We start from the raw sequence: 19,459 nt of genomic DNA, 5'->3' as shown, positions 1-19,459 counted from the left end.
AAGAACGATGACCCATCCCACACATTTAAACCCATTTTGCAACTAGTAAATGAATCGTCTTGTTGTTGAACAGGCATCAAACGAATGATGATTAATAATGCGAAAGAGACATTTCTACTTACTGATCATAGCAAAATCGGAAAATCAATTTTGCTAACGTAGCTGATATTAAAGAAATAGACACCTGTATTATTGATCAACAGGTGCCTTCAACTTTTCACGAACAGATGGTTCAATATGGCGTTAAATGTCATTATGTCCAACAGAGAACTAATGCGTAAACTATGATTCTAGAAATTCCTTTTCGAGGGCTTTTTCTAGAATCTTTTTCCGTTTATTCTCCTTTAGGTTCATTTGCTTTACTATTACCCTTAGCTGATAAAGCCTTTCTACATAATCTCTGTAAGTATAATCATACTTCATTGCAAGCTCGTCTCTAATTTTCTTAGCAAGAAGAGGACTGGCACCACCTGTTGAGACAGAAATATTGAGTCTTCCCTGTCTAAGAGTAGCCGGAAGTGAAACATTACCAGCTCCGGACTCGTGCGAAGCATTTACGAGCTGATTCTCACCGGCGTGCTTCACAACGAAATCGTTCACTTTGCTTGAGTCAGCAGTCGTAATGATTAGAAAAGCATCTTTTAAATCATCAGCTGTTACTTCACGCTCAATAAGAGTGATGTGATGGTCACTTGCAATGTCTCTTATATCTTTGTCAATAGATGGACTGACGACTGTAAGGAGTGCACCACAGCCTAATAAGCTGCTGATTTTCCTTTTAGCAATTTTTCCACCACCAACAATCAGAACACGTTTACATGTTAAATTTAGCGTTACTGGAAATTCGCTCATTGTCTACTCCCGATTTGAACCGTTTCAGCAACTCGTTCTATCAACACTTCTTTTAGATAAGGATGGTAGCCCAGGTAATCGCATAAGACAACTTCTTCATCGACATTTAATGCAGAGATTTTCTGTTCCATTTCGCCCATTAAAACACCAGTAAATAAAAGGTAGGGAAGAACAAATACCTGACTGTTCCCACTCGAGAGAGCAAGTTCTAATCCTTCCTCAAAAGACGGATTGGCTGCTGCCAGGAAACAAACCGACACGTTCTTAAATGGCATTCTATCATTAAGCATTCCTGCCACCCGTTTCATCTCCTGTTTGATTTCGGGGTCACTACTTCCTCTGCCTACAAGAAGAGCCAATGCATCAGACTGGAGCGTTACATTCGTTTCCTGAACACGATCTGATAGAACATTTATCACTTTTTCATGGACGCCAAAGGGATCGCCGACTTGAAATGCCACGTCTGGAAAGGCCTTTTGCGCTTGCTTGATCTGATCTGGTATATCTTTTTTCACATGAGTCGCTGCTAGCAATAACACAGGGATAACGGAAATTTTTGTAGCTCCCAGTCGAACACACGCCTCAATTCCCTGTCGAATTGTAGGCTCTGATAGTTCAAGAAAACACGTTTCTTGAATAGGAAAAGGTATATCAGATTTGCATTTTTCCACAAAATCCACAGCTTGATTTCTACCTTTTTCAACACGACTACCATGACAAATATAAAGGACGGCTTGCATGAACGACCCCTCCTACAAAGCACTAACTGCGATGGATGGCTTCTGCTTCTCCTCAGATAATTTCTCAAACCAGCTGAGTTTTGACCGCAGGTTTACAACCTCCCCAACCACAATCATACTTGGATTTTGAATTCTTGCTTTCTCCACTTCTTCTGTTATACTCTCAAGCGTTCCTGTAACGGTTTGTTGTGTCTGGGTGGTTCCCCAATGAATGAGAGCAACCGGTGTATCTTTCTTTTTACCGTACTTTCTGAGCATTGAACAAATATAAGGCAAATTCTTCACACCCATGTAAATAGCAAGAGTGTCTATTCCTTTTGCAAGACTTTCCCACCTTAATTCTTCTTCCTCACCCTCTTTACGATGCCCGGTAACAAATGCGAATGTTGAGCTTAGCTCCCTGTGCGTAACCGGGATACCAGCATATGCTGAAGCAGCTATTCCTGAAGTAATGCCAGGTACAATTTCAAAGGGAATTCCATGATTAGCAAGGGCCTCTGCCTCTTCACCGCCCCTACCATAAACAAAGGGGTCGCCACCCTTCAACCTTGTGACGACTTTTCCTTTTAACGCATGCTTTACTAGAAAGCGATTAATCGTTTCCTGTTTGAGGGTGTGATAGTTTGGTAATTTTCCGCAATAAATTAATTCTACATCCTCTTTCGCATAGTCCAAAAGATCTTTATTAATTAAGCGGTCATACAAAATGACATCCGCCTTCTCGATACATTTTAACCCCTTTACAGTAATCAGATCAATATCCCCTGGTCCTGCCCCAACTAAATAAACTTTCCCCATCCTATATCCTCCTCTAATCATTATATCAATCACCCTATGGTTAGCTTTTTTTTGAAATCAGCTCTTTCTCAACTAAATAATCCACTAATTTCTCTGCACATACATCAGGTGTATCATGATAAGAATCAATGACTATTTCAGGATGTAATGGTTCTTCATAAGGTGAGGAGACCCCTGTAAAGTTCGGAATCTCACCACTTCTTGCTTTTTTATATAGTCCTTTAGGGTCTCTTTGCTCACATTCATTTATTGGGCATTTCACATATACTTCGATAAATTCGTCTTCTCCTAGTAATTCACGCACCATTTGGCGATCACTTCGAAATGGAGAAATAAAGGCTGTTATTGCAAATTGTCCGCTATCAACGAACAACTTAGACACCTCACCAATACGTCTTATATTCTCTTTTCGGTCTTCCTCATTAAAACCTAGACCTTTATTAAGCCCTTGTCGGATATTGTCTCCGTCAAGCACATAACTTTGAACACCTAATTCATGTAGCTTAAGTGAAACAGCGTTTGCGATTGTTGATTTACCAGAACCTGATAACCCTGTAAAGAAGAGCACAGCACTCTGATGTTTGTTCTGTTCCCTGCGTAATTCTTTTGTTACAACCGTATCGTGCCATGTTAGATTTTGATTCGCACTCATTGATATGCCTCCTATGCCTTTACTGTATTTTCGCTCATACCTCTAATCAATACTTCTACCACTTCAGGACGGCTAAATGTTTCTGGTGGCTGCTCACCATTTCTAAGGAGAGCACGAACCTTTGTACCTGAAAGAATAACGTGATGTTCTTTCCCATGTGGGCACGTTTTTGCCGAAGCCATGCTGCCACATTTCTCACAATAGAAACTGTGTTCAAAGAATAGCGGAGTAATTCCTAACTCTTCCTTCGTAAATCGATTAAAGATCTTCTGTGCATCGTAAGTTCCGTAGTAATCGCCTACACCAGCATGATCTCTTCCTACTATGAAGTGAGTGCAACCGAAATTCTTCCGAACAATCGCATGGAAGATCGCTTCTCTTGGTCCGGCATAGCGCATAGCGGCTGGAAATACCCCTAGATGAACACGATCAGCTGGATAGTATTTTTCAAGTAGTACTTCATAACTTTCCATTCGAATTTCTGCAGGGATATCATCTGATTTTGTTTCACCTACAAGCGGATTTAGAAAGAGCCCATCAACCGTTTCAAGAGCGGTTTTTTGAATATATTCATGTGCGCGGTGAACTGGATTTCGTGTTTGAAAACCTACTACCGTTTTCCACCCCTGTTTCTGAAAGTACTCCCTGGTTTCTGAAGGATCGAAATGGTATTTATTGAATTGACCTTTGTCACTTCTTCTAAGTAGCTCAATCGCCCCCCCAATATAAACATCGGGTCTTTCATAGACTTTTTTCACTCCCGGATGCGCCTCGTCTTCTGTCAAATAGACATGACGGGCTTCTACTTTCTTATCAGGTGAATAGATTGACTCAACTTGAATAGTTCCATAAACAAGACCATTATTCGTTAGCTTTACTTTTTCTCCGATTGTAAGATCATCGGCTACACCGCTATTCACCGGCAATGTGATTGGAATACTCCATGGCAATCCATTTTCGAGCTTAAGATCATGAACAACAGACTCATAATCATTTTCATTTAAAAAACCCTGTAGTGGACTATAAGCACCAGTCCCAATCAGCTCGAGGTCACTTAATGCTGTCTTATCGAGCTCTATTTCATTTCTAATTCCGGCTACTTCTGCATCTGGTTTATAAAGGTTAATCAAATTACCACCATGTGGATTAATTGTTGTCATATAAATCCCTCCAATTGTTTAGTAAACGTTACATGCTTCCTTCATCCTGAACCGCTTGTTTCTGCGTTCGAATCGTTTTTATTAGACTGCCCGACCCAATCGTTGCAAGAATAACACTGCCAATTGCAATTAATGTGTATAAGTCACTTTCTAGAAATAATTTAATCATGCTATACGAAATCACTAATGAAAAAACTGGTGAAACTACCCAGACTTTCAACATTCGTGTAATGACATCTTTTTGCCAGAGTTGAAACCCATCTTTTGCAGTTCCGATTCCAATAATAGATGAAGTTGTAATCTGTGTGAGCGGAACTGGAATACCAAAGAGCGATGCACCGATTACAAGACCAGCACTTGTACTCGACACGGCAAAACCCTCCCCAAGTGAGAAGCTGGTTATCCGATAACCATTTGTTTCAATAACCCTGCTGCCGAAAACAAGCGCTCCAAGCGCAACAAACGCTCCGCCTAACAATGCTCCAGTTGATAGTGAGAGTAGCCCCGCTCCTACAAGAGGTCCTACTGCGTTTGCAACGTTGTTCATTCCTGCAGAGAAAGCCTCCAGAAATCCTGCTACAATAAGTAGTACCCCCAATACACGTTGCCAGCCTGGAGTCACTTTTCTCCGCCTTTTAAGAATTAATACGAGCTTTCCAGCGAGGAGCGCCATTACAAAGGCGACAACCGGTATTACCAGCCAGAGTAGCATAATAACAATGATGTTTGAGAAATAAAGTGCGCGATAGGCAATCCCAACACCGACAACTGCACCTACTGTGACTTCACTTGTAGATAACGGAATGCCCATCATATTCGCTAAAAACAGCGCTGTTGTCGCCGCTATAAAGATAATAAGGATTACTTTAACACTTAGAATCGAAGAAGGAATAATCCCGCTCCCTATCGTTTTAATAACGTCTCCTCCACCAAAGGCTGCCCCTGCAAGAATTCCTATCGCACATATAGATAAGGCTGTCGTTCTCCGTTTAATAGCACCTGCTCCATAAGCTACCCCCATGGAAGCAGCCGCCCCGCTTGCCCCGATATTCATGGCAAAAAACATAGCAACGATAATAACAAGAATGCTCATGAGCGTCACCTATTTGAAGCAGAATCAAGGTGCAATCCACATTCCGTTTTCTCCTGATTTGCCCATCGTCCCGACCTGGAGTCACTTCCTTCTAGCACTTTAGCTGTACAAACCTCACATCCAATGCTCGGGTACCCTTGATCATGTAATTGGTTATAAGGTAAATCATTCTCATACACGTAACGCCAGATCTCTTTCCAGGTCCAATGAATAAGTGGACAAACTTTAATAGCTTCAAATTTAGAATCTTTATTCAAGAATTCAGTCGATTGTCTCAAGGGAGATTGCTCTCTTCTAAGGCCTGAAATCCAGGCGCTAACTCCCTGTAATTCTTCATTCAAAGGAATAATTTTTCTAAGATTACAGCACTGAGAAGGATTACGCTCCCACAGTGCCTCACCATATGTCTTTGCTTGTTCATCAACTGATTGCTCTGGTTTCTTTAATTTGATCCGTAGATTTGGGTATCTTGCTTTCACCTGCTCAATGAGTTCATATGTCTCATCGAAATGTAGACCCGTATCAAGGAAGACGATTTCAGCCTTCTCATTTACTTGTGAAATTAAATCAATCAATACAACGCCTTCCACCCCAAAACTACAGGCATAGACAATATCGTCTTGATACGTAGCATAAGCCCAATCAAGGACCTCAAGTGCTCCTTTAGTTTTTGAGTTACTGTCAAAAAAAGGAATTTCCCCTGACCAATTTTCATATAACCATTCCATACCAAAACCTCCTTTTGAAACATATAAAAAGACGATTCTAACGAGTATCGTTAGAACCGCCTCTAGTTTTTCTAGTCAGCGCTTTTAGTAAATCCGTTCCTTCTCCTGTCTCTCAAGCTGTATGACTTTTCCATCCTGTACAACCAGAGTAATGGATCCATACTTAAGTGTACTGAGCATCTTCTCAATTCGCTCGGCAACATCTTTAAAATTCTGTTTCTCATTTTTCATTTAGAAACCCCCCTTAATTACATTTGATGAGTAGGAGAGGCTTAATAACTAAAAAAGCCTTCCCAAATTGGAAAGACAGATCAGGTTACCTTGATTCACCTTATCTTCCAAAATGGACTCCATTTTGCTGGAAGTAGCACCTTGCCTGGTGGCAGGTTGCTGGACGTCATCGGGCCAGTCCCTCGGTCTCTCTTGATAAGTTATTTTCTAAATCTTAACTATTATCTAACAATATGTCAACCCTAGTTTAGAGATCGGGATAAACGGATTAGAAAAAGTTAATAATTTAAGCCTCGGATCCATGACCCGAGGCCTATATCCATTAGACTGGATGTCTTTTACTTTTCTCTTTTTGTTCTTCGATTACAATGCGTGTTCCATCAACAGATGTAATTACAACCTGGACATTTGAATCGATCCAGCTTCCTGCTGAGATAGCACTATATTTATTCTCATTCAATTGAATTGTACCGCTCGGTCTGAATGGAGTAATCGTCGTAGCGGTTTTACCAATTAATTCTTTGTACCCCTCATTCATAGAATTATACCCCATATCACTGCTCAATCGGTCCTTCAACGTCATTTTAGTCCACATTGAACGCGCTGGAAAAACACGTAGAAATAGAAAAGAAGCAGCCGTACCCATCAAAAAGCCACTCGAAACAAGCAGACCGTATAGAAAAGATGGAGAGGGAATCGCGACAGCCGTGACCATCATTAATAAACCGATTAACCCAAAAGTTCCATCATTCAATAGCTTTCCATCGAGAATGACTAAAGCGAGACCAACCGCAAAAACAAGCCCCATCCATAGCATGGAAGGTAATGACGTGAGATGGAAACTAAAGTAGAACGTTAACATGAGAATCCCAATGACACCAAAAATCCCTTTTACACGAACAAGCAATTCACCAAACAAAAAAAGTACGCTAAGCAGTACGACTAGAAAACCTATAGCTGGCAACGATAGAATTTCCATCTTCGCTCCCTCCTTTTTCCTTCTCTCCTTATACGATTACAAGCAGGAAAAGTTTCAGTTCAATGTCACTTTACGATTTAAATACCCCTTTTATACCATCAATAAGCGCGATAAAGAAATCAATAATTTTTTGAATAAATGATTGTGTTTCTTCTTTATTCAAGAATTCATCAAGGTTTTCCCTTGCGTTCTCTAACTGACCTTTCATTTGATCCCAATCGATGTCAAGATTCTTCATTCGATTAAATAATGCCACTAGTCCATCAAGCTCCTCCCCGGTTAATTCAATGCCAGAGTCACTTGCAATTTGTTTGATTCGTTCCCTAAGATCTTCTTCCGTTTCAGGGGGATTAGTGGCGATATCATCTTTAATCTTTGTCATTAATTCTGTTGCTTTATCAGCACCGATACTATCACTTAATTTCGCAGTTGTTACAAGCTCCTCATTTGCTACCTGCTTTTGTTCTTCAGGAATCACTTCATCCGAGCTTAGCTCATACGCTTTAATCAATCCTGTAAGGGCAGCTGTTCCTGAAACTTCAGTAGGAGCCGTTACATAGATATCTGCATCCTTCACACCTGCTGTAATCAAAGCATTGGCATACATATCATCAGTTACCCAATTAATGTTATTTGTTTCTACGCTTAAACCAGCATCTTTCTTTGCAATTGTAATAGAAGAAGACGATAAAGCGCGTGTTCCGATTAATGCTTTACTTATATAATCTCCAAGATATTGATGTTCTTCTTCATTGGTTACAGGTACTGTCATTACATCTTTTGGAGCTTCCATTTCCTCTAACAGTTTTTGCTTCTGATCTTCTGTCAAATCCTCACCTAGAGTGACGATGACATCACCTACAGCAGCATCTGCATATGCAACAATTGGCAGGATAGACACCACCAACAACATAGACAAGAAAAACGGCATAACTTTTTTAAACATAGTTTGATCTCCTTTTTTCTCTTTAAGTCGTCCTGATAGAGAAACTTTCGTTGCCTCTCCATCTCTTTGCTATTTTACTCGACACGCACTGGAAAGAAAAGATAATTTCACAGGAGGCACAGGAGGTTTGTGTCATATTCTAGATGGACAAGCATACAGTAGAATTAAAATATGATTCAAGGAAGAGCGGTGAATGATATGCGCAAGCTACTAACTGTAGCACTTTTTCTGCTTGTCCTTCATACGACTTACTACGATTTAACGACCGGTACTCTTGCCACTTATGACGTTTCTAACGATATCGAGGCACCACCTGAAGAAAATGCTAAGACACCTTATGTGATACATAATACTAAGGCCGGGGATACAGTACTCTCATTAGTCGAAAAAGAAAATGGAACGATCCCTGTCTCAATAGATACAATCGTGCATGATTTCGAAACATTAAACAAAATCCCACCTACTCAAATTCAAATTGGGCAACAATATAAAATCCCTACCTATACCGATACGTCCTCACAGTGATTATTTCTTGTCAATAGCCTTCCAATGTTGCTACAATGGGATAGTATTAAAGAAGAGTTCAATTCCCTCGTTCGGGAACATATACAAAGCGATCTAAATCATGAGGCATGCAATCCTACATGTAAAAGGAGCGATTTTCGCATGAATGAAATTACTCACCGTAGTAAAACGAGACCGGTTAAAGTAGGTCCATTAACAATAGGCGGTAACAACGAAGTTATTATTCAAAGTATGACAACAACAAAGACACACGATGTGGAAGCTACTGTAGCTGAAATTAATCGTCTGGAAGAAGCAGGATGTCAGATCGTACGCGTAGCATGTCCAGATGATCGAGCAGCAGATGCTATTCCAGAAATTAAGAAACGGATTAACATTCCACTCGTTGTTGATATTCACTTCAATTATAAGCTAGCTTTAAAAGCAATTGAAGGCGGCGCTGATAAAATCAGAATTAACCCTGGTAACATTGGCCGTCGCGAGAAAGTTGAAGCTGTTGTAAAAGCTGCTAAGGAAAAAGGCATCCCGATTCGAATTGGTGTAAATGCCGGTTCACTTGAAAGAAAAATCCTTGAAAAGTACGGTTATCCAACTGCTGAAGGGATGCTCGAGAGTGCACTGCACCACATCAAGATTCTTGAAGACCTTGATTTCTACGATATTATCGTATCAATGAAGGCTTCCGATGTTAACCTCGCTACAGAAGCATATGAACTTGCGGCGCGTTCTTTCGACTACCCGCTTCACCTTGGTATTACTGAATCAGGTACTCTTTTTGCTGGTACTGTTAAGAGTGCCGCAGGTCTTGGAGTAATTCTCTCTAAAGGGATCGGGAATACTGCACGTATATCACTTAGTGCTGATCCAGTTGAAGAAGTTAAGGTTGCACGAGAGCTTCTTAAATCATTCGGTCTTGCAGCAAATGCAGCGACATTAATTTCCTGTCCAACATGTGGACGAATTGAAATTGATCTTATTTCAATCGCTAATGAAGTGGAAGAATACATTTCTACCATTAAAGCCCCAATTAAGGTTGCTGTTCTAGGCTGTGCAGTAAACGGACCTGGTGAAGCACGGGAAGCAGATATAGGGATTGCTGGTGCACGTGGAGAAGGACTATTGTTCCGCCATGGCGAAATTATTCGGAAGGTTCCGGAAGAAACTATGGTAGAAGAGCTGAAAAAAGAAGTCGATAAAATTGCTGAAGAGCATTATAAAAAGATGGAAGAAGAAAAGGCAAATGCAGAAGCAAATGCCTGATCTAGTTGAAAAGCCTGACATCCAGTGGATGTCAGGCTTTTTCACACTCTTCAGCTAAAAGAACGGGGCGAAGAATAAGCTGATGATCATTGAAGCGGCACCGACACCGATCGCCCATGAGCCGAGCGTGGTCAATCCCTTTCTCCTCGCAACAAATCCTACGATAATTCCCGCTGCTCCAAAAATAACGGGAAGAATAAACAATGATAGTACCGATAGAGCCAGAGCAACCACACCAACTCCGACACCGGTCTTTTCCTGTTCCTTACTTTTAGCTTCTAAATGCTCTTGACGCTCCTCAGATGTTGGACGTTCATTTTCAGGCGACTGCAAATAAGGACGGTCCAATACACCGGGGGCTACTTCAGCCGCAGCTTCTTCCAGGTATTCCTCTTCACTGCGTACTTCACGTTCCTCCGTAAGATCCAGTTCCTTATCATGTCTGTCTTCTGTCATATACATCCCTCACTTTACTTGTTGTGGAGCATGCTTAGTATTCGTTAATAAGCTAAAGAATATGTTTTTGACGGCAGTAAGATACTACCAGTTTCCACTTTAGCATGTACCTGAATATGATATGATAAAGGAAGAGCAAACTATAAAAGGGGTTTTATTATGCCAATACAAAGACTCGGCCTGGATATTGATGGGACCGTGACTAGTCCACAAACATTTCTTCCCTACTTAAATTCTTCTTTCAATCGAAAGCTATCGCTTCCTGATATTACCCAATATAATCTAGCCAACCTTCTTAATATTTCACAAACAGAGTTTTTTGAGTGGCTCAAGAAGAATGAAGAGAGCATTTATGCAAATGCCCTGTTAGCTGAGGATGCCCACCCCACTCTTGAAGATTGGAAAAGCGATTACGAACTTTTCTACATTAGTGCAAGGGGCAATCATTTACTGGATACAACTAAAAACTGGTTTACACTAAATAAAGTGCCTTACCATCACATCGAGTTAATTGGAAAGCACGATAAAATTGATGCTATTATCGAGCACAATGTTGACGTGTTTTTTGAAGATAAGCATGATAATGCCTGCGCCATTGCAGAAGAGTGTAACATCCCCGTCATTTTATTTGATACCCCTTATAATCAGGGACCCGTCCCAGCGAGAGTTGAACGCTTAAACAACTGGTCAGAAGCTAAAAGCTGGATCCATTTCTATACCAAAAACGGAAGAGCATAACGCTCTTCCGTTTTTGGTTTCATTTTAATGGAACTGACACTCTCCGCATTTACCATATACTTCAAACTTATGGCCCGTAACCTGAAATTCAGAATCACTAACCGGAATATCTTCCATCGGACATGATTCAATTTGACGTGTTTTTCCGCAGTCCAGACAGATGATATGGTGATGGTGACTCGTTGTTGAACAACTTAATCGATAGCGCTTCTCTCCATCCCATTCTGTTTCTTCTAGAATGGTCAGCTCCCTAAAAAGTGTTAAATTGCGGTAAATCGTATCAACACTCATGCCTGGATAGCTTTTTTGCATGTGAATCAAAACATCTCTTGCTGAAAGATATCTCTTCTCTTTAGCAAAAAGCGTCACAAGATCCTCGCGCTTCTCGGTATACTTAAACCCTTCGTCTTTTAATATTCGCAATGCTGTAGATACATTCACGCTTCCACCTCATTATATTAAGATTTCCTTTGCTTTAATTGTTTAAATAAAAGAACGGCTACAAGGATTAGCGCAGATAACAGTACAATTGTGCCACCTGGCGCAATATCGAGATAATAAGCTAGAACCAATCCACCAAGAACGGCTACCTCACCAAATAAAATGGAAAACCCGATTGTTTGTTTAAACCCTCGCGCTATTCGAATACTTGCAGCAACAGGAATTGTCATCAAAGCAGAAACAAGCAACACACCAACGATTTGCATGGAAACGGCAATCACAAAAGCGACGAGTAATATGAAGATGAAGTGAATCAGCTTCCCTCTAATGCCTGAAACGATCGCTTGCTCTTCATCAAATGATAGAAAAAATAATTCCTTGTAAAGAATAGTGACTACCAATATAACAACCACCGTGATAACAGCTACCGTTAATAAATCTCCACGACTAATCGCAATAACACTTCCAAACAAATAATTAAAAAGGTCTGAATTAAACCCATCAGCAAGGGATAGGAAGACGACACTCAAACCAATCCCACCCGAAAGTGTAATCGGAATAGCAAGTTCTTCAAAATGCTTGTAGACTTTTCGAAGCTGCTCAATGAATAAAGACCCAACAGCAGAAAAGCCCATTCCCATGTAAACCGGGTTTATTCCCTGCCAGAAGGTAACATACTTTCCAAGGAGGAGACTTGCTGCAATCCCAGCAAGAGTAATATGAGAAAGTGCATCAGCAATTAGAGCCTGCCTCCTCACCACAATAAACACACCAAGTAGTGGCGCGATAATGCCAATTAATATTCCAGCCATAAAGGCATTCTGTAAAAACTCAAATTTCCATAAAGCCTGAATCATTTATAATCCTCCATGACCATGATCGTGATTTAAAACATGAACATGATGCCCATAAAATCCTGACAGTTCATGATCATTAAACTGTTCGAATTCCTTCGTTTCCCCATGGAAATGGAGTGTCCTGTTTAAGCAGGCTACATGTGACACCTTATCCGTAATCGTTCCGATATCGTGTGTAACAAGGAGCAGCGTTATTCCATTTTCCCTGTTAAGCTTCCCTAGAAGCTGGTAGAAGTCACTTGTTGAATTTGCATCAACACCTACGGTGGGTTCGTCTAAAATCAGAATTTCCGGATTACTAACAAGCGCTCTTGCAATAAATACTCGTTGTTGCTGTCCGCCTGAAAGCTCACCAATATTACTTGATGCAAAATCCGTCATTCCTACAAGCTTTAGCGCATCCATGACAGCTTTTCGATCACTCGCCTTCATAAATCTGAATAGCCCGAGTTTACTTGTTAACCCCATTGACACGACTTCAAACACAGAAGCTGGAAAGCCTGAATTGAAGCTATTGGCTTTCTGAGAAACATAACCAATCTTACTCCAGTCATGAAACTTATTGATTTTTTTACCAAAAATATGCACATGTCCTTTTTGAGGCTTAAGAAGACCAAAAATGATTTTAATTAAAGTGGATTTCCCAGAACCGTTTGGTCCTACAAGCCCCACAAAAGCCCCTTTCGGAATAGAAAAAGTGATATCTTCAAGAACATAACTATCTCCATAATGAAAGGAGATAGTTTGAAGATCTATGATATTGTTCGAATTTGTCATAATTAAAACCCGCCATTTATTAAGAATGATTACGATTTACAGTATATAGTATACCCTATATCGTCGCAATTTGTAAATTTCCTTATCATGTTTCCTTACCCTCCTTCTTTTCGTGTATAATTAAAAGAAAATTTCGACTCAGAAAGGATTTTCATCGTGTCACAACAACCATACTATGCCGTGATTGATATAGGTTCCAATACGATCCGACTTGTTATTTATAAAATGAATGCTTACCATGTATTATTTGAAGAGCAAAACTTAAAATACACTGCTCGACTTCGATCATACTTGGATAAAGACAATACAATAAATAAAGAAGGAATTAACCAAATTTTAACAACACTGCATCTGTTTCAAACCGTAACACGTTCTTATGAACTTAGTTCTATTAATGTCATTGCAACTGCAGCCATTAGGCAGGCTAAGAACAGAGATGAGATTGTGAAAATGGTGGAAAAAGAAACCGACTATCACATGACGGTTTTAAGTGAAAAAGAAGAAGCCTACTACGGTTACTTATCCGTTATTCAATCGACGAATCTTGAGGAAGGTTATACCATTGACATTGGTGGCGGAAGTACGGAAATTACATACATGGAAAATCGCAAAATAAAGCATTATCATAGCTTTCCTTTTGGAGCTCTCACTCTTCAGCAGGAGTTCATCCATAATGATAAACCTACGACTCTAGAATTAGAGAAACTGAATAAATTCGTATGCGACCAATTCAGGGAAATTCCCTGGATTAAAAAGCGTAATCTGCGTGTAGTCGGAATTGGAGGAAGCGCACGTAATCTTTCTCAAATCCATCAGAAACAATGTCAATACCCACTTTCTGGCATACACCATTATGAATTCCCCTCTGAAGAAATCCTTGGAGTTATAAATCAACTTAAAGAGCACCCTTTAAGTAGTCGAAAAAAAGTAGAGGGATTATCGAAGGAACGCGCAGACATTATTATCCCGGCTATTCAAGCGATATTTTCATTTACTCACTATGTAAAAGCTCCTTCATTCTTGATGTGCCGTAAAGGGTTACGGGAAGGATATATTTACGAAACGCTCATTTCCAATCAAGTTACAGATCGCTTCCCAAATATTACAGAAAAAAATATTGAAGCTTTATCGGTCAAATACAACATTAACAACATGAGGATAGCCTCACTCAAAAAAACGGCCTTCTTGCTTGCTGAACAGTTTAATAGCGCTGGTTATTTAACCCTTACTGGATGGCAGAACTTTTTACAGCAAGCAGCACAATTAAATTACCTTGGTGATCATATTGAAAGCGAATCTGTCAGTCAGCATACGTTTTACATTCTATCCAATACCGCTCTAAATGGTATGAACCATAAAAATCGAATCATTCTTGCTCTACTTGCATCGTTTAAAAACAAATCAACCTTTAAAGATTTTGTGTCGCCTTACGTTACATGGTTTACGGATCATGAATTAGAACAATTTGAGAAACTGGGTGCGATACTGAAATTTTCGTATTTCTTGAATACGACGAACCGAAACGTCGTTGACCAGGTTAAGCTAATGAACTCAAAGCATGAAAATAAATTCACTTTGAAAGTGATGTGTCATAAGGATTTTGTCTTCGAAAAGGAAAAATGCGAAAAACATGTCAAGCATCTGGAAAGAGCCTATGGTATAGAAATAGAGCTTGATTTCCAGAACATTTAGACATTCTTTACAATTTCATTACACTCACAAACCCACACCATAAATACTTTTTTGATAGAATAAAGATAAGCGTTCTAAAAAGGTAGGTATGTCTATGGAAAAGTCACAAAATAACCTCAACCAAATAAATATTGAATCATCTGCTTACTATAACAACCGAGAACTAAGCTGGCTTGGCTTTAATAAAAGAGTTCTTGAAGAAGCAATCGATACACGTAATCCATTACTAGAACGATTAAAGTTTCTTGCAATTTTCAGCTCAAACCTGGACGAATTTTTCATGGTAAGGGTCGCCGGGTTGACGGATCAAGTTGCTGCTGGGTTTAACAAGCCTGAAAACAAAGCAGGTTTGACCCCTAAAGAACAGCTTTCCGAAATCTTTCGTATTAATCATGAGCTAGTTAATCGTCAGTACGAGACATTCACGCATGGACTGTTCCCCTCTCTTAAGGAAGAGAACATCCATTTACTTAAAATACAGAACCTTTCAGTAGAGCAACTTTCATTTGTAACGAATCACTTTGAAAATCAAATATATCCTAGCCTTACGCCGATGGCAATCGATGCTTATCGACCGTTCCCTGTCATACCGAATAAAGCCTTAAATCTTGCTGTCATGCTTGAGAAAGAACGAGAAAGTAATTCAGAGAATTACCTTGCGATTGTACGAATTCCGCCTGCACTTGATCGTTTTATTGAACTTCCATCCAATGATGGGAACCGCTGTTTTATTCTACTTGAGGATGTAATTAGCCAAAATTGCCACAAACTTTTCGAAGGTTATCGTGTGATTTCTACATCACAATTTCGCATCACACGAAATGCAGACCTTCCGATTCACGAAGAAGGTGCTCGAGATCTACTTGAAGTCATAGAGGAAGAATTAAAGAAACGGAAGTGGGGATCAGCGGTACGGCTGGAAATTCGTCGCGACTGGAATGACAAGGAAGCAACGAAGTTTTTAATTGATAATTTGGAACTGCACGAAAAAGATGTCTATGTGGTTGATGGCCCAATTGACCTCACATTCCTTTTCGGTTTTTATAAAACGCTAAGTCCGTCACATGAACACCTTTTATTTCCTAAATTACTTCCAAAAACCCCTAGAGATTTGAACAATGATCAACCGATTTTCTCTACACTTTTAAAGAAAGATGTGTTACTTCATCATCCTTTTGAATCCTTTGATCCAATAGTGGAATTTATTACTCAAGCATCGAATGATCCAAAAGTACTCGCAATTAAACAAACACTATACAGAGTTAGTGACGATTCTCCCATTATTAACGCGTTAGCGAAGGCTTCAGAAAACGGAAAGCTTGTTACCGTTCTTGTTGAATTAAAGGCTCGCTTTGATGAGGAGAATAACATTCAGTGGGCAAAACAACTCGAAAAATCAGGAGTTAACGTCATCTATGGCATGACTTCTTTAAAAACCCATAGCAAAATTACTCTCGTCGTACGGAAAGAACGGAACGTTATTCAACGCTTCGTCCATCTTGGTACAGGCAATTACAATGATGCCACTGCAAAAGTTTATACGGATATGGGGCTTATAACTTCCAACCAAAAACTTGGTATAGACGCAACAAATTTCTTTAATTACTTGAGTGGATATCGCACGAAGCCAGATTGGTACTACTTCTCAATCTCACCAGGAGAAATTAAAGATTCTTTTATTCACTTGATTGAAACAGAAATTGAGCATCATAAAAAAACAGGTAGAGGACGTATCATTGCCAAAATGAATTCATTAACGGATAAAGACTTAATCGTACAGTTCTACAGAGCTTCACAGGCAGGTGTAACGATTGATCTAATCGTTAGAGGCATTTGCTGTCTTCGTCCTGGTATTGAAGGGATCAGTAGCAATATTCGCGTTAGAAGTATTGTTGGCGAGTTTCTGGAGCATACGCGTATCTTCTACTTCCACCACAGTGGTGAAGAAAATATGTATCTTTCATCAGCTGACATGATGACAAGAAACATGGATAAACGGATTGAAATTCTCTTTCCTATTCTTCAGCCGAACCTAAAAAGAAAAATCAAAGCCACTCTTGACCTTATCCTAAGAGATAATGTTAAAGCTCGAGAGCAGGATTCGGACGGCATTTATCATTACGTCGAAAAGAAGAAGAGCGACGGATTAATCAATAGTCAGGAAAAATTGATACAAAACCCTTTCTCTAATTTATAACGTGATGCTTCTATCAACAGAATTTACTACCGTTTAAGAGCTGAGTCAATATTCCGATTTCTAGTTGGAGCACCACGTACAGATACTAGGATTACAAAACCCCCGCTGGTCTCCTATAACCAGTGGGGGTTTCTTTACGCTTCTGACTAAGAAGCGAAGGTGCTATTTAGCGGCAATTACATCTCATGAAGACTCGCCATCTCCTGAATTTCTTCTGAATAGCTGCTTTTTGGCGTACCTTCTCGTGATACATAAGTCTGCAGGCCACCAATACCGCGATTGTAAGCTGTCAGAGCTTCATCCCAGTTATCATACTTGTTATAGAGAAAATCAAGGTATGTGACTGAGAGCGTCATTGAGAAATAGGGGTCAAATAACTTTTCCTCAGAATAATCAATACCTGCCATATCTGCGATCCAGGGTGCTGTATTTTTCATAAACTGAGCCATACCATAAGCATGTCCATATTTTGTTTCCGGACCGATTAGATCTGGATTAAACGTATTACCTGTCTCTACTTTAAGAAGTTCATACGCAATGGCTGGATCAATATTTACTTTCATCGACTGATAGGAAAGGAAAAGTCCCCATTTCTTTTTGAACTTTCCTTCGCTGTCCTTATAGAATTGTTCCGAGTAGGCTTTCGCTTTCTTCCATTCTTCTACACTCACTGAACCGGCATCCAATGAGTAACCTGTCTTTTTTTCTAATTTAGTTAACGCTGTCTGTGTTTTCACCTGATCATCGATAGGTGATGTTTTATGATCCAAATCCCCTACTCTAGTTTCTGCATCAGCCACCTGCTCAGTAAATAAATGAGATTGAACGAGAATTACTGCTAGAACAAGTGTTAGAACAATAGCTGAGAGTACTGATAGCGATTTTTTAAGATTGTTTTGAATAAAATTGATAATCTTGCACTCCTTTTCAACTGGTATTTATGAAGCTGGAGAGCACCAGTTAAGAATATACCCTATCATGTTATTCTAAAACCTTTTTACTATTTTGCTCACTATTTACCTTTTGGATCTAAGAAAAAAGGCCCCCTGAATCAGGGAGTCTAATGAATTGGGGACTTAAACTTTGCACCCCTTGTTTCTTGTGTATTCATGATCGTAATGAATGCTTGAGTGTCTATATCATAAATAACACTTTTCAGTTTTGTAACTTCAAGACGAGTAATGACGACGTAGATGACCTCTTTCTCTTCATCCGTATAACCACCTTTTCCTACAAGCTTTGTTGTTCCTCTTCCTAGGCGATCAAGAATCGCGTCAGAGATTTCTTCATAATGATCAGATACAATGAGAACGGCTTTCGTCTCATCCAGCCCCTGGATCACCGTATCAATCGTTTTAAAAGCAATATAATAAGCCATCACCGAATACATAGCATTTTCCCAGCTAAAAACAAAGCCAGCCCATGTAAAAATAAAAATATTAGTAAACATTACGAATTCTCCGATGGAAAATGGAATTTTCTTAGTTAAGAGGATACCCAGTATTTCAGTTCCGTCCATCGACCCACCGTGGCGGATAACTAGCCCGACACCAAGACCTAATGTCAGACCACCAAACACTGTTCCTAGAATGGGCTCTGTCGTAAATGGAGCAGTGTGATGTAGCTTAGTTTCAAAGGCAGCTAGGCCAATAATGCCAAATAAGGTTGAAAAAGCAAATGTTTTTCCAATTTGTTTGTACCCGTAATACATAAAAGGAATGTTTAGAACAATGACGAGAACCGCAAAATTAAATGGGGTAAGATGATCTAGAATTAGTGAAACACCAATAATACCACCATCGATTAACTGATTTGGCACCAAAAATAGTTCAATAGCTGCTGCAGCTAGAAAAGCCCCAATCATAATCATTAACAGCCTGTAAATCAGGTGCGTCTTACTTTCTTTTCGATGTTGTTTTTTTTGCATGAAGCCCCCCTAGGCAAGATGGAATAGTTAACTAATATTATATAGAAAGTTCAACCATCTATAAAGGCGTCAACTCTATTAACATGAATTTCGAACACCTCAGTGAACAATGTGCATAGTATGAGATAGGCAAAGGAGGCATCGTCATGAATCCAATACAGCTTCAACTGGTTAACTTTAAATTAAACCGTATCACAACTGAGGAATTGCTTCAGCTTTCTACTCAATATGGCATCACACTAACTGAAAAGGATGCTAAGAAAATCATTCAAATATTGAAGCAAGAAAATATTGATATTTCTAATCAGGAACAAAGAAAGCGGATTTTGATGAAAATTAGTCGTGAAGTAAGCCCGAGCGTAGCCTCAAAAGTAAACAAGTTGATTCTTTCATTTCTTAATGCGTAAAAA

The 19,459-nt window shown here is 39.6% G+C and carries 22 protein-coding genes and 1 riboswitch; of the genes, 6 read left to right on the top strand and 16 right to left on the bottom strand.

The window, feature by feature from the left end; translation table 11 throughout:
• Nucleotides 1–282: 282 nt before the first annotated feature.
• The 10 genes from ABFG93_RS19000 to ABFG93_RS18955 all read right to left on the bottom strand — a co-directional run bounded on the left by ABFG93_RS19000 (nucleotide 283) and on the right by ABFG93_RS18955 (nucleotide 8,179).
• Nucleotides 283–852 carry an NAD(P)-dependent oxidoreductase gene (locus ABFG93_RS19000; RefSeq protein ID WP_347549586.1) on the bottom strand — a complete coding sequence of 190 codons (570 nt, stop codon included), beginning with the start codon at nucleotides 850–852 and terminating at the stop codon, nucleotides 283–285.
• On the bottom strand, nucleotides 849–1,592 hold the full coding sequence (locus ABFG93_RS18995) for a sirohydrochlorin chelatase (protein WP_347549585.1): 744 nt from the start codon (nucleotides 1,590–1,592) through the stop codon (nucleotides 849–851). Before ABFG93_RS18995 ends, ABFG93_RS19000 begins: the two co-directional genes overlap by 4 nt.
• Nucleotides 1,593–1,604: 12 nt before the next feature.
• The gene (gene cobA / locus ABFG93_RS18990; protein WP_347549584.1) at nucleotides 1,605–2,390 is read right to left on the bottom strand and encodes a uroporphyrinogen-III C-methyltransferase; all 786 of its coding nucleotides are present in this window, start codon (nucleotides 2,388–2,390) and stop codon (nucleotides 1,605–1,607) included.
• Nucleotides 2,391–2,430: 40 nt separating this feature from the next.
• Complete coding sequence (gene cysC, locus ABFG93_RS18985; RefSeq protein WP_347549583.1) at nucleotides 2,431–3,042, bottom strand: adenylyl-sulfate kinase; 612 nt, start codon at nucleotides 3,040–3,042, stop codon at nucleotides 2,431–2,433.
• Between the two features lie 11 nt (nucleotides 3,043–3,053).
• Entirely contained in the window at nucleotides 3,054–4,202 is a 1,149-nt protein-coding gene (gene sat, locus ABFG93_RS18980) for a sulfate adenylyltransferase (RefSeq protein ID WP_347549582.1), read from the bottom strand.
• Between the two features lie 28 nt (nucleotides 4,203–4,230).
• Nucleotides 4,231–5,295, bottom strand: a complete 1,065-nt coding sequence (locus tag ABFG93_RS18975; protein WP_347549581.1) for an inorganic phosphate transporter — start codon at nucleotides 5,293–5,295, stop codon at nucleotides 4,231–4,233.
• A 5-nt stretch (nucleotides 5,296–5,300) separates the two neighbouring features.
• Nucleotides 5,301–6,023 (bottom strand): phosphoadenylyl-sulfate reductase, encoded by a 723-nt coding sequence (locus ABFG93_RS18970; RefSeq protein ID WP_347549580.1) that lies wholly within the window; start codon nucleotides 6,021–6,023, stop codon nucleotides 5,301–5,303.
• Nucleotides 6,024–6,107: 84 nt separating this feature from the next.
• Entirely contained in the window at nucleotides 6,108–6,254 is a 147-nt protein-coding gene (locus ABFG93_RS18965) for a YezD family protein (protein ID WP_347549579.1), read from the bottom strand.
• Between the two features lie 97 nt (nucleotides 6,255–6,351).
• Nucleotides 6,352–6,456, bottom strand: a riboswitch (SAM riboswitch).
• A 120-nt stretch (nucleotides 6,457–6,576) separates the two neighbouring features.
• Nucleotides 6,577–7,233, bottom strand: coding sequence for an NfeD family protein (locus tag ABFG93_RS18960; protein ID WP_347549578.1), 657 nt, complete (start codon nucleotides 7,231–7,233; stop codon nucleotides 6,577–6,579).
• 70 nt (nucleotides 7,234–7,303) lie between these two features.
• Nucleotides 7,304–8,179, bottom strand: coding sequence for a DUF1002 domain-containing protein (locus ABFG93_RS18955; protein ID WP_347549577.1), 876 nt, complete (start codon nucleotides 8,177–8,179; stop codon nucleotides 7,304–7,306).
• Nucleotides 8,180–8,350: 171 nt separating this feature from the next.
• On the opposite strand from ABFG93_RS18955, the gene ABFG93_RS18950 reads away from it, so the two are divergent.
• The gene (locus tag ABFG93_RS18950) at nucleotides 8,351–8,704 is read left to right on the top strand and encodes a hypothetical protein (protein ID WP_347549576.1); all 354 of its coding nucleotides are present in this window, start codon (nucleotides 8,351–8,353) and stop codon (nucleotides 8,702–8,704) included.
• A gap of 141 nt (nucleotides 8,705–8,845) precedes the next feature.
• Entirely contained in the window at nucleotides 8,846–9,964 is a 1,119-nt protein-coding gene (ispG, locus tag ABFG93_RS18945) for a flavodoxin-dependent (E)-4-hydroxy-3-methylbut-2-enyl-diphosphate synthase (protein WP_347549575.1), read from the top strand.
• 54 nt (nucleotides 9,965–10,018) lie between these two features.
• Here ispG and ABFG93_RS18940 read toward each other — a convergent pair whose 3' ends face one another.
• Complete coding sequence (locus ABFG93_RS18940) at nucleotides 10,019–10,420, bottom strand: DUF4190 domain-containing protein (RefSeq protein ID WP_347549574.1); 402 nt, start codon at nucleotides 10,418–10,420, stop codon at nucleotides 10,019–10,021.
• Nucleotides 10,421–10,579: 159 nt separating this feature from the next.
• Here ABFG93_RS18940 and ABFG93_RS18935 point away from each other — a divergent pair, with 159 nt between their 5' ends.
• The gene (locus ABFG93_RS18935; protein ID WP_347549573.1) at nucleotides 10,580–11,158 is read left to right on the top strand and encodes a hypothetical protein; all 579 of its coding nucleotides are present in this window, start codon (nucleotides 10,580–10,582) and stop codon (nucleotides 11,156–11,158) included.
• A 24-nt stretch (nucleotides 11,159–11,182) separates the two neighbouring features.
• Here the strand turns inward: ABFG93_RS18935 and ABFG93_RS18930 are convergent, their stop codons facing one another.
• The 3 genes from ABFG93_RS18930 to ABFG93_RS18920 are packed head-to-tail and all read right to left on the bottom strand — an operon-like array spanning nucleotide 11,183 to nucleotide 13,233.
• Nucleotides 11,183–11,599 carry a Fur family transcriptional regulator gene (locus ABFG93_RS18930; RefSeq protein ID WP_347549572.1) on the bottom strand — a complete coding sequence of 139 codons (417 nt, stop codon included), beginning with the start codon at nucleotides 11,597–11,599 and terminating at the stop codon, nucleotides 11,183–11,185.
• 17 nt (nucleotides 11,600–11,616) lie between these two features.
• A complete protein-coding gene (locus ABFG93_RS18925) occupies nucleotides 11,617–12,456 on the bottom strand; it encodes a metal ABC transporter permease (protein WP_347549571.1) in 840 nt (279 codons plus the stop codon).
• Nucleotides 12,457–13,233, bottom strand: coding sequence for a metal ABC transporter ATP-binding protein (locus ABFG93_RS18920; RefSeq protein WP_347549570.1), 777 nt, complete (start codon nucleotides 13,231–13,233; stop codon nucleotides 12,457–12,459).
• Nucleotides 13,234–13,389: 156 nt separating this feature from the next.
• On the opposite strand from ABFG93_RS18920, the gene ABFG93_RS18915 reads away from it, so the two are divergent.
• Nucleotides 13,390–14,925 (top strand): Ppx/GppA family phosphatase, encoded by a 1,536-nt coding sequence (locus tag ABFG93_RS18915; protein ID WP_347549569.1) that lies wholly within the window; start codon nucleotides 13,390–13,392, stop codon nucleotides 14,923–14,925.
• A 94-nt stretch (nucleotides 14,926–15,019) separates the two neighbouring features.
• Nucleotides 15,020–17,122 (top strand): RNA degradosome polyphosphate kinase, encoded by a 2,103-nt coding sequence (locus tag ABFG93_RS18910; RefSeq protein ID WP_347549568.1) that lies wholly within the window; start codon nucleotides 15,020–15,022, stop codon nucleotides 17,120–17,122.
• A gap of 176 nt (nucleotides 17,123–17,298) precedes the next feature.
• Here the strand turns inward: ABFG93_RS18910 and ABFG93_RS18905 are convergent, their stop codons facing one another.
• Nucleotides 17,299–17,892, bottom strand: coding sequence for a lytic transglycosylase domain-containing protein (locus ABFG93_RS18905; protein ID WP_347549567.1), 594 nt, complete (start codon nucleotides 17,890–17,892; stop codon nucleotides 17,299–17,301).
• A gap of 290 nt (nucleotides 17,893–18,182) precedes the next feature.
• The gene (locus ABFG93_RS18900; protein ID WP_347549566.1) at nucleotides 18,183–19,049 is read right to left on the bottom strand and encodes a YitT family protein; all 867 of its coding nucleotides are present in this window, start codon (nucleotides 19,047–19,049) and stop codon (nucleotides 18,183–18,185) included.
• Nucleotides 19,050–19,195: 146 nt separating this feature from the next.
• Here ABFG93_RS18900 and ABFG93_RS18895 point away from each other — a divergent pair, with 146 nt between their 5' ends.
• Nucleotides 19,196–19,456, top strand: coding sequence for a DUF2624 family protein (locus ABFG93_RS18895; protein WP_347549565.1), 261 nt, complete (start codon nucleotides 19,196–19,198; stop codon nucleotides 19,454–19,456).
• Nucleotides 19,457–19,459 lie beyond the last annotated feature (3 nt).

Origin of the sequence: Pseudalkalibacillus hwajinpoensis, from assembly GCF_039851965.1 — a bacterium.
Taxonomy (GTDB): Bacteria; Bacillota; Bacilli; order Bacillales; family Guptibacillaceae; genus Guptibacillus; species Guptibacillus hwajinpoensis_E.
The sequence above is the reverse complement of the archived record's forward strand: the minus strand, read 5'-3'. Positions and strand labels throughout refer to the sequence as shown.